Annotated in this window: 11 protein-coding genes; 9 read left to right on the forward strand and 2 right to left on the reverse strand. The window is 48.2% G+C overall.

Features of this window, described 5'->3' with window-relative positions:
- The first annotated feature begins 408 nt into the window (after nt 1-408).
- Entirely contained in the window at nt 409-969 is a 561-nt protein-coding gene (locus tag ABUL11_RS09085) for a hypothetical protein (RefSeq protein WP_350283537.1), read from the forward strand.
- On the opposite strand, the gene ABUL11_RS09090 is transcribed toward ABUL11_RS09085, so the two are convergent.
- Nucleotides 947-1381, reverse strand: a complete 435-nt coding sequence (locus ABUL11_RS09090; protein WP_350283538.1) for a type II toxin-antitoxin system VapC family toxin — start codon at nt 1379-1381, stop codon at nt 947-949. The two genes, ABUL11_RS09085 and ABUL11_RS09090, sit on opposite strands and share 23 nt — an antisense overlap.
- Entirely contained in the window at nt 1378-1647 is a 270-nt protein-coding gene (locus tag ABUL11_RS09095; protein WP_350283539.1) for a hypothetical protein, read from the reverse strand. The genes ABUL11_RS09090 and ABUL11_RS09095 overlap by 4 nt, the downstream gene beginning before the upstream one ends.
- A gap of 277 nt (nt 1648-1924) precedes the next feature.
- Between ABUL11_RS09095 and ABUL11_RS09100 the strand changes: the two genes are divergently transcribed.
- The 8 genes from ABUL11_RS09100 to ABUL11_RS09135 all read left to right on the forward strand — a co-directional run bounded on the left by ABUL11_RS09100 (nt 1925) and on the right by ABUL11_RS09135 (nt 10727).
- A complete protein-coding gene (locus ABUL11_RS09100; RefSeq protein ID WP_350283540.1) occupies nt 1925-2242 on the forward strand; it encodes an H-NS histone family protein in 318 nt (105 codons plus the stop codon).
- Nucleotides 2239-2418 (forward strand): hypothetical protein, encoded by a 180-nt coding sequence (locus tag ABUL11_RS09105; RefSeq protein ID WP_350283541.1) that lies wholly within the window; start codon nt 2239-2241, stop codon nt 2416-2418. Before ABUL11_RS09100 ends, ABUL11_RS09105 begins: the two co-directional genes overlap by 4 nt.
- 728 nt (nt 2419-3146) lie before the next feature.
- Complete coding sequence (locus ABUL11_RS09110) at nt 3147-4103, forward strand: polysaccharide deacetylase family protein (protein WP_350283542.1); 957 nt, start codon at nt 3147-3149, stop codon at nt 4101-4103.
- Entirely contained in the window at nt 4100-5413 is a 1314-nt protein-coding gene (locus ABUL11_RS09115) for a glycosyltransferase family 4 protein (RefSeq protein WP_350283543.1), read from the forward strand. Before ABUL11_RS09110 ends, ABUL11_RS09115 begins: the two co-directional genes overlap by 4 nt.
- 420 nt (nt 5414-5833) lie before the next feature.
- Nucleotides 5834-6919 carry a CgeB family protein gene (locus tag ABUL11_RS09120; RefSeq protein WP_350283544.1) on the forward strand — a complete coding sequence of 362 codons (1086 nt, stop codon included), beginning with the start codon at nt 5834-5836 and terminating at the stop codon, nt 6917-6919.
- Nucleotides 6920-6933: 14 nt separating this feature from the next.
- On the forward strand, nt 6934-8424 hold the full coding sequence (locus ABUL11_RS09125; protein WP_350283545.1) for a glycosyltransferase: 1491 nt from the start codon (nt 6934-6936) through the stop codon (nt 8422-8424).
- On the forward strand, nt 8408-9181 hold the full coding sequence (locus ABUL11_RS09130) for an SDR family NAD(P)-dependent oxidoreductase (RefSeq protein WP_350283546.1): 774 nt from the start codon (nt 8408-8410) through the stop codon (nt 9179-9181). Before ABUL11_RS09125 ends, ABUL11_RS09130 begins: the two co-directional genes overlap by 17 nt.
- A 19-nt stretch (nt 9182-9200) precedes the next feature.
- The gene (locus tag ABUL11_RS09135) at nt 9201-10727 is read left to right on the forward strand and encodes an LTA synthase family protein (protein ID WP_350283547.1); all 1527 of its coding nucleotides are present in this window, start codon (nt 9201-9203) and stop codon (nt 10725-10727) included.
- Nucleotides 10728-10776: the final 49 nt, after the last annotated feature.

Raw genomic sequence — 10776 nt, forward strand, 5'->3', positions numbered from 1 at the left:
CTGCCGCAGGGTAAATACAAATACGACAGCACAAAGTGGGACTAAACACATTTTGAGTCTGAGCCAATGCTGGTAAATATGCGAATGTAGTTCCGATACAGAATAGGAGATAAGTAAGCATTCTTGAATTCGATGTCTTGCCCTCAACGACAGATCTCATATTAGGACTATCCATTTTCAGCTATCTTCGTAACAGGGGCTACATCATTAAACACATCAATAATCTTAGGTCTTACTATAATTGACATTAACTGGGTTGTTATGACTTAAATTACTGCCCGTTTAGTCTGGTGTGAAGAGTATTTAATCGTACAAGGCATAAAACCTGTAAAACAATGATTTGCTATTGCGCTATCCACTTTCGGGTCGTGTATTAATCTGGTTAGTCGATTATTTAATGAGATAGAGATGAGTATTGTCGAGGAAACTCATGTTTTGAGACGAGAGCTGGCCGCACTGGCAGCAAAACCGGAATGGGATTTCCTGACCCGCTATGATCTGCCGGGTAAGAAGCTACCATTAACGCTACGAGGCCGTACTTTCAGGCTTGGGAGGATATTATTGACGAGGATCGGGATACTTCCGCCGGATATAACGAAATATTCGTGGCTGCCGACCCTCAAACATGCTTCTTCAGACGCAAATGCGCGTGTTCTTTTGATCTGGGCGCCTGGAGTAGTAGAGCGTGAAAAAATACAACGGGCCTGTGAAGGTTTTTCCCTACGCTTGAGGGATATTTCTTCCCTGGCACCCGTTCTGGTGACTGATGTTGCCGATTTTGCGTATTTCTCTCGACTGGGGTGGCTGGTGGAATATCTGCCGAACTGGAAGGTTTCGGGCAGGAATTATCGTCATCAGAAATTGCGTTATCTGGCCTGGCGCTACCGTGACGCAACCGTTGTGCCACTGGCAGCGGGATGGGCCAGTCAGGAGGAATGGGCGACTGTCATTCAATCGCGAGCGGGTTGATGTGAACCAGGCCGGTAAATCGCTTGAAGTCATTGTCAGCTGAATAGAGTGTATAGCCCTGTTCAATGGCAAGCGCAGCCAGGTGCACGTCAGTTGTCAGATTACCGCCGGTGCCACTGTAGGTGATCAGTTGCTGCAAAGTTTGCCAATGTTCGGGCCCGGGCGTAATTGATACAACGCACGAAACAGCAAGCCATTCATCTATATAAGCCACAGCAGATTTAATATCCAGGGGACGCTCGAAAATACGCGAGCTGGTACTGATCCTAAGAAAAGCAAGAACTACTATCCAAGCCATTCCTACTGGTGCATTCCGTGACAAAACGCTTTCCCACCATGCGCGTGCTGCGTCATGTTGAGGTAGATCACGATTGACCGCATAAAGTAACAGGTTAGCATCAACCAGAATCATTTTCGCATTTCCAGCTTGTTGGCAATGGCTTCATTTTCAAGCTGGGCAGATAAATCCCATGCTTTGTCGAGATTATTCCCCACACGCAGTTGGCCCATCGAAGCAGGTGTCAACTGATAAGGGGTAGGTGGGGTGCGGTGTTCCATGGTACAGAGCCCCAGGGCTAGAGCCTGATTGACCACATCTTTAAAGGATTGACGGGTCTCGCGGGCATATTCTTGTAAATTTTTGGCGAGCTGATCGTCAAGGGTAAGGGTTGTTCTCATCTTGATGTTTTCTGTTCAGACATCATGATGTATGTTAATGTGCGACAGACCAAGTGTCAAGGGGATTTAATCGCGGATGCGAGCAGGTCAAATCCCCTGGGGGTTGCAAGGTTGCCTGGGCTTGCCATGGCCAGTAAGGCTTGATTTTATTTCGGCATATCCAGGTAAAGCGAACGGGAATTAATTACTGCTTAATGGAATGAGCAGAGTTGAGAGACCCGTTTCACCTTGTTGTTTGTTAGTCAACGAAGTCTGACAAGGAAGAAAGTAGAAAGTAATGTTTTTATCAGCACAGATATCCGAAATGAAAAATTTGACTTATGTAGAGATTCAGGAAGAAATTAGAAAGTTGCAAAAGCAGGCAGATGAAATTCGTGCGAGGGAAATTGCTGATGTTATCGCGAATATCAAAGAAAAGATTTTGTTATATGGCATCACAGAAAAAGATTTAGGCTGGGGTGAAAAACAGCAAAAATCGAGTTTTCCTCCTCTATATAAAAAAGGTGATCTGACCTGGTCAGGACGCGGACGCCAACCCGGGTGGGTAAAAGAGCATCTTGAAGCAGGGGGCAAACTTGAAGATCTGCTGATTTGATTAATAAGACCCGGTTGAAGCCGGGTTGGGTTTGCCTGATTACCGGGCCATGCCACTCCGGCAAAACTGCGCTGGCACGTAAAGTGCTGGCAAATCACCCGTATTATTTACTGGAAGACGCTGATATCTGCGCCCTGGTGCTGGATGATGCGCGCGGATCTACTGCAATGTCTTGATAGCGTGGTGCTCAATGAAATACAACGTGTGCACCTGGACTATTTTCCTATTTGCAAACCTGCGTTGATCGTGATGGTCGCATAGGGTTATTTCTGCTGACTGGCTCACAACAGTTTGGCAGGTATCAGCCACTCGCCTGCTAGCCGCTCTGCCAAAATCAGAGTGTATGGACTGCTGCAGTCATAAACTGGTGGAAGTAATCAGCAGAAATCACTGCAAAAAACCTGATATTTCGATGGATGGGGCATAGCCGCGAGCTGAGAGAATCATTACTTTGGTTTCTGACAGGATAACCCGGTAATGAACATTCTTGTAGCAGCACAAATAGTGTGGCAGGAGTTGGCGGTCAGGATTATCAGGGCAGAATGGAATTTACTGAAGCAGCATGATTTATTGAGTAATAAATTACCCGCCTCATTCGGGGATAGAACATCTCTCTTTCTCATAAAGAGTCCGTTAGGGAGCCTCTGCAGAACTCTCTGCGTTGTCATTACTGCGTTAGGAACAGATTCAAAATGCTCATTTACTACTTGTAAACTGCGTTTTGTTGCCAGTTTTTGCCAGGCACTGAGTGCCTTACCAATGTTTTTCAGAGGTTCCTCAGCAGTAGCGAGACTCATCCTCCGTCGTATAACAAAATATTCCTGGTGTTTGTCGCTTAAAGAGAGCGCTACCGTGACGCCATTATCGTCCGTCGTTGGAGAGCCTTGGTGAAGGGAGGCTGTAAATGACTGGCAGGAATCGCTATGCCATGTTGACGGTGGATACAGAGGCATTACCCAAGCGTGCCGTTCAGGATCATATCAAACGTCTGATGTGGGGGGAGCACGAGGGAGGGTGTGCGGGAATCAGGGAAATGTGTGCAATCGGCAATGAGTTTGGAGTGAAACAGGTTTTCTTCGTGGATATGTGCGGGGCTTATGCCTGCCTGGATCAAACACTCGATGTCGTGCGCTGGCTCGATCAGAATGAACAGGATGTGCAATTGCATGCTCATCCCGAGTATCTGCCCGAACAATTCTGGAAGGAACACGGTTTCAAATATCGACCGCGCTTTCTTAACCAGTATGGAATCGAGAAGGCAACGTTCACTATACAGTACTTTGGCAAATTGATTGCAGATCTGACCGGCAAGCCGCTACGGGCTTTCCGGGCCGGGTCTTTCCGCTGGAATGCGGATACCGTGCGTGCGTTGCAGGAAGCAGGTGTGCCGCTTTCTTTCAACAATTCCATGAATGCCTGTCTGAAAGGGCAATGCACTTATAGTGAGCCGACCAACCATTCCTATCTCTGGTCGAATGGCGTGATAGAAGTGCCTGTTACCGAACGCAAGTTTTTTCCATTATTCGGCAAGGAATGGTGGGGACGTTTACAGTTTCCGGTTGGAGACTGGCTGGGCAGTCCGCCATGGCGAGTATTGCGGCCTTACACCGTAGGGGCAGAGCCTTCTTTTTTGGTGTTGTTATTGCATTCCTGGTCATTGCTTTACTGGGATAAGAACGGTCATGCGGTTTACCGCGATGACAAAAGAATCGAGAACTATCGCAAGCTTGTACGCCGGCTTGCCATGGATTACGACATCATTACAACAGCTGATTTTCTGGATTTATATGCACGCGGCAAGATAAAAGCGACGCATACGGCTGACCTTTCGCTGGCGGAGTTCAAACCGGCAAAAAAATGAATCTGTTCGAAAGATCCTTGCAAACGTGGTGGGCGGAGTCATGGCTGATGTTCAGTCGTATGCTGACTTTTCATATCCTTGAGAGAAGGTTATTCGAATATTCCGGCCATGTACCGTATGAACCTCAGCCGGGAAATTTATTATATGTGGCGGCAAGTGTATTGCCATATCACACCAGCGGCTATACGACTCGCACACATGAATTGGTCTGTGCTCTGAATAAAGCGGGAGCTCGGGTACATGTGCTGACCCGGCCAGGATATCCGTGGGACCGGAAGGATCGTTTGTGTGACCCGGTCAGCGAGGAAACGACTGTTGGTGATATGTGCTATCGCCATGCACAAGCACCTGCGAATAACAGGCCGGTACTGCAGTATGCCCTGCAGGCGGCACGAGTAGTAGCGGAATCAGCAGTGCGACATCGTGTAGCGGTGATTCATGCAGCTTCCAATCATGTCAATGCCTTGCCGGCTTTGCTCGCGGCTCGGCAGCTGGGTATTCCCTTTCAGTATGAAATGCGTGGTTTATGGGAACTCACCCGCATATCCCGTCAGCCGGGCTATGAAGATTCACAGGCATATAAGCAGGGATTACAGTTGGAAGGGCTGGTTGCTCGCCATGCAGACAGATTATTTGTGATTTCTGGACAACTTGGCAGATATGTTGAGATGAACTGGGGGGTTGATCCAAACCGTATGACTCTACTGCCCAATTGCGTTGATCCGGAGCGTTTTATGATAGCCGATCCGCAGCAAATCGAGTTGAATACCATTGGCTACGCAGGTTCATTGATGGGTTACGAGGGACTGGATACGTTGATCGACGCAGTGGATATACTCGTCCGATCCGGGAGTTCAGTCAGGGTAGTGATCATTGGTGATGGCGAAGCTCGCCCGCAACTGGAGGCCCGGGTACAGCGCCTGGGTTTGTCTGAGCGTATTTGCTTTTCAGGCAAAATGTTCCCTGATGCGGCACGAGAAAAGCTGGCACGTTGTGCGCTGGTGTGTATCCCACGCAAGCCGTTCAAGGTATGTGAGATTGTGCCACCGATCAAACTGGTGGAGGCCCTGGCGATGGGAAAACCGGTGATTGTTCCAGATCTTCCTGTGTTTCGTGATGAGTTGGGGAATGATCCGGCCGGATGGTTCTTCAGATCGGGTGATGCAGCAGACCTGTCCCGTGCTATTGAAGGTGCCCTGGAGAACGAGGAAAAACTGAAGAAGACAGGTGCCCGGGCGCGGGATTATGTGTTGGCAGAGCGCTGCTGGCACAGTTTCGTGGATAAGGTGGCAAAGCCCTATGACGCGTAACCTCGCGATAATCCTCCCTTTGTTATTGCGAAAGCCGACAGGCATGAAGCAATTCAGCAGATTCTGAAAGATAGTTCATTTCCCGAGTACGTATTCACATTGCAATTCTTTGCAATGGAATAACCATTTTGTATTGCTATTGGGCTTGTCATCGGAAAGCCAGATAGGCCAGCTCGTTCATCGGAAGCGCTGAATTTATTTCTATTGTTCGAAATAAAGGGTGTTTACGAACTGCCAATCCAAATTGGCCCGAATAATGCTCCCGTACTATATGCCAACAAGTTGGAAGACTGAACACTTCATTGGTAAACAGTGATGTCTTGTGACCATGGTTAGTTGATGGCGGTGAGAAAGTCGTGAGCATAACGGAGTCTGTGTCATCGGATGGGGAGACGTCAATAAACCCGAGGATAGGTAACCATGATTGGTAGAGCTATTAGAAAACTGGGTTCGTTTGTATATAAATATCCGGAAATTCCTGAGGCTGTTGAACGGCCGGGACCCTTCGGGCGCCTGAAAATCGCAATGGTGACCGATTATTTCACTGCTGACTGTTTGTCTGCGGAGTGTCGTGTGAAAGCACTTACACCTGCAAATTTCAGGATGGTTATCGGTGAATGGAAGCCAGATCTGATCTTTGTCGAATCTGCTTTCCATGGAGCCAAGGGTTCCTGGCGTTATGAACTGGCGAAACAGCCGAAGTGGATGCGTTTGAGCAAGCCAACGGCTATTTACCAACTGGTTGAGTTTGCCAGGAGTCGCGGTATTCCTACCATTTTCTGGAACAAGGATGATGATGTCTTTTTTGATGCCTTCATCGATGTGGCAAAGGCTTTCGATTACGTTTTTACAACAGACAAGGAGTGTATCGAAAATTATCGGCAGCAGTTGCCTGCACATGTACCGGTCAATTCACTGGTCATGCCTTACCAGCCGGCATTCCATAATTTCACGGGCTTTGAATTCACTCGTAATGAAGCCTGTTTTACAGGCAGTTACTATCAGCGAATATTGAGTGAGCGCAGATTGTTTCTCGACATGGTGTTTGATGCCTGTGAGAGGATTGATTTGCCCTTGAATATTTTCGACCGGAATCATGACCGTTTATCAAGACACTTTGAATTTCGTTTCCCTGAAAACAGCCGATTACAGTTGCATGGCAGGGTGCCTCACCGGGAGACGGCGAAAATCTATAAATCACATGCAATTTCGCTCAATGTGAATTCGATTATCCGTTCCGAAACGATGTATTCACGGCGATTGCTGGAAATACTGGCTTGCGGGGGAATCGTCGTAACCAATCCCAGCCAGGCAGTCGATCGTTATTTTCGTGATTACTGTCATGTGGTGAGTTCCAGTGATGAAGCGCTGGAATTGTTTTCACGCCTTCGATATGGTCCATCAGTGGATGATATGGCGCGTGCCGAGGCAGGGGCGGCTTATGTGCGTCAGAACCACACCTGGGTGCATCGCCTGGAAGAAATTTGTGCTGTCGTGAATATCTGAAGGAATCATTCTCGATGTTGTTGGGGTTGCTTTCTTTCTTTGTCCAGGCCGTATTTTTTGTCGTAGTTGCCTATTTTGCACTGTATGTCCTGCTGGAACTGCGCATTTTGTTTATCTCGCGCCGGGTGGAGCAACGTAAATTGACTGAGCTGACCGAGGCAGTGCAATCTTCTTCCTGTGTTGGGGATGATTACAAGCCATCAGTGAGTGTATTGCTACCCGTACACAATGAATCGTTTGTGGTGGAGCGTCTGATCGATGCGGTCTGTCAGTTGCGCTATCCGGCAGATATGCTGGAGATTCTGGTGCTCGATGACTCTTCTGATGATACTTCCAGGCTTGCACGGACCCAGGTTGAGCAATATGCGGCACGAGGAGTCAATATCCGATATATCTGTCGTCATGACCGGCAGGGTTATAAGGCCGGCAATCTGGTTCATGGCATTCGCCAGGCATCAGGAGCGTTTTTTGCTATTTTCGATGCAGATTTTGTTCCTCCACCGGATTTTCTGCTGAAAACCATTCCCTGTTTCAGAGATCCTCGGTTAGGGTTTCTGCAGACCGGAATTGGTTATGAAAACAAGAATAAGTCATTCCTGACCTGTTTCCAGGCAATGGAAATGGGGCATCAGCAATATGTTACCGTGGGTTTGAGCGAAGATGGCGATATGGCTTCGCTGAGTGGCAGTTCATGTGTGTGGCGAAAATCGTGTATTGAAGCGTTGGGTGGCTGGAATACTGCGATGGTGACCGAGGATGTAGATCTTGGCTACAGAGCACAGTTTGGTGAGTGGAAGTATGCTTATCTGCGAGATGTGGTTTCGATGTCTTTGTTGCCCGAATCAGTCAGTGCTTTTCGTGTTCAGCGTGAGCGCTGGGGACGTGGGCTGATTCATAGCGGATTCAAGCATGTTCGGCAAATGCTGCACCAGCGCATGCCTCTGATGAAGAGATTGCATGCGATTTCCATGATGTTTTCTTCTGTACTGCTGGCTTCGATTTATGTATTAGTGCTCTTGAGTTTGCCATTGAATTACCTGGTTGATTTTGATAGTGCAAATACGCAGTGGGTATTACTGGCTTTTTTTGGATTGGTGGCTGTCTGGGGGCTGGATAATGTCTTCGGGGCGCGTAAAGGTGCCAGGCTGGATGAAAAGCCCGGTGTTTTGCGTACGTTATGGGGCATCTATTTATACATTGCCATGTTCCTGCCCATGGCCTGGTATTACTTTGCGGGGGGTATTCGGGCACTTCTCGGCGTGCACGGGGAGTTTAACCGTACGCCTAAAGGCATGGATGAGCGCAGGGCGAGGATGCCGCGCATCAACATGATATTGCTGGCGGGGGAATTGTTTACTTTTATCTACTCGACGCTGGCGATTCTGGCGGCTGTTCAGAAAGGAAATTATTTCCTGATACCGTTGAATTTCACTGTATGTGTAGGTTTTGGCATGATTCTTTTCTGGTCCTGGCGGGAAATACGTGGAAATGAGCGAGCCACCTGATAAAAATGGACGAAATATCCTGATTACCGGTGCAACAGGAGCGATTGGTGCTGCACTGGCAGAAATATATGCCCAACGTGGCGTAACACTTCATTTGCATGGTCGTAATGCGGCAAAGTTGACTGAAGTGGCGGAACGTTGCCGTTTGAAAGGGGCGTATGTTCTGACACGATGTCTGGATTTACGAGATTCCGTTGCTTTGCAAGATTGGCTGAAAGTGCTGGAGCCACTTGATCTGGTGATCATCAATGCGGGTGTGAATACACATGTTGGTTCTGCAGGGGAATCTGAGCCGTTACATGAGGTGGAGGCTTTACTGGATATCAATCTGAAGGCTGCAATGGTTATTGTGCATGCTGTGCTTCCATCCATGCGAATGCGTGGCAGCGGACAGATCGCTTTTGTCAGTTCTCTGGCTGCGTATTTCGGTTTGCCCGTCACACCGGCGTATTGTGCCAGTAAGGCAGGCATCAAGGCGTATGGTGAGGCACTGCGTGGCTGGCTGGCAAGAGAGGGGATCAAGATCAATGTCATCATGCCTGGGTATGTCAAGTCACCCATGTGTGACAACATGCCTGGTTCAAAGCCTTTTCTGTGGCCGCCTGATCGTGCGGCAAGCGTCATAAAACGTGGCCTGGAACGAGATCAGGCGCGTATCAGTTTTCCCTTTCCGTTGAATTGGGGTACCTGGTGGCTGGCGGTACTGCCGGCTTCTATTTCCATTCTTATCGTTCGTTTACTGGGCTATGGTGGCTGAGGAAAGCTTTATTTTAGTATTGACTGCTTCACTGGCGGGTCTCGTACTGTCTGTAATCATTGAACGCCTGATGATTCCACGTCCGATACTTAAAAGGCCCTGGGCGGCGTGGGCATTACATGGCGGATTATGGCTTTTGCCTTATTCTCTGGTAACCCTGATTTCAGGTCGACCATGGTTTTCTGTTGCGATTGTTTCAGCTTTTATGCTGATGCTGGTATTGGTGAATAACGCCAAGGTGAAGTCGTTGCATGAACCTTTTGTTTTTCAGGATTATGAATACTTTACTGATGCGATTCGACATCCACGCCTTTATATTCCGTTTTTAGGCTGGTGGAAGTTTTTCGGTGCGGCAGCCGGGTTTATTCTGGCTGTATCCATTGGATTATGGGGGGAATCTGTTCCTGAACAGCGATTTGTATTGTCCGGTCAGTCAGGCGGGATACTGGTTCTATTGATGCTGGGGATGCTGTTTCTGCTGGTAAGCAACCATAAATCACTCCCGGTAAGTTTTAATCCGCGGCAGGATGTTGTAGCGCTGGGTTTGCTGGCCAGCTTCTGGCGTTATGGAAGGGCGGAAAGAATTCCCTTGAAAATATCTTCCCCATTTGATTTTTCTGTATCAGAACGTCAGATGAGTGATTTGCCTCATCTGGTGGCTATCCAAAGTGAATCTTTCTTTGATCCGCGGCCGTTGTTTCCCGGTATCCGAGCGGATGTACTGGCTGAGTTTGATCGCCTTAAGAAAGAGGCTTTATTTCACGGCAAATTAAAGGTACCTGCCTGGGGAGCCAATACGGTACGTACCGAATTCGCTTTCCTTTCCGGGATTGGTGAGGACGGGCTGGGTGTCCATCGTTTCAATCCCTATCGTGCTATAGCGGCTGGCTGGAACATACCGTCACTGGCATCCTTTCTGAAACGCCTGGGTTATCGTACGGTTTGTATTCATCCTTATCCGGCAAGTTTTTATCGGCGCGACCGGGTATATCCCTGTCTCGGTTTTGATGAATTTCTCGATATACGTACATTTGATAATACGATGCGGTCTGGCCCTTATATCGGTGATGCTGCTGTCGCTGATGAAGTGGGCACTATTCTACGAGATGCTGCGGGCCCACTCTTTATCTTTGTCATTACCATGGAGAATCATGGGCCATTACATCTTGAGCAGGTGACTCATTCGGATATTGAGTCGTTGTATACCGAACCGCCGCCAATAGGTTGTGATGATTTGACGATTTATCTTCGCCACTTACGTAATGCTGATCAAATGATTGCCCGATTGCGCCAAACATTGGCGGAATGCAGGCAGCCGGCAAGTTTATGCTGGTTTGGAGACCATGTGCCGATTATGTCTGCTGTGTATGATATTTTTGGCAAACCTGGGGGAGAGGTGGAGTATGTGTGCTGGAGCAATCGGGGTGAAGCAAAGTTCTGTGATTCCAATCTGAGTGCGAATATGTTATCAATGAGCTGGCTCAGAGAGCTTGGCCTCATAAGCAACCTGAAATCCCTCTTTCAGCAAAACGTAATTTCTTCTTAGAAGCCTGTTCAATATCCTATTGAAGGGTGCATTGCGGCATTTAGATCGG

The sequence above is a fragment of the Nitrosomonas sp. genome, from assembly GCF_040256045.1.
GTDB lineage: Bacteria > Pseudomonadota > Gammaproteobacteria > Burkholderiales > Nitrosomonadaceae > Nitrosomonas.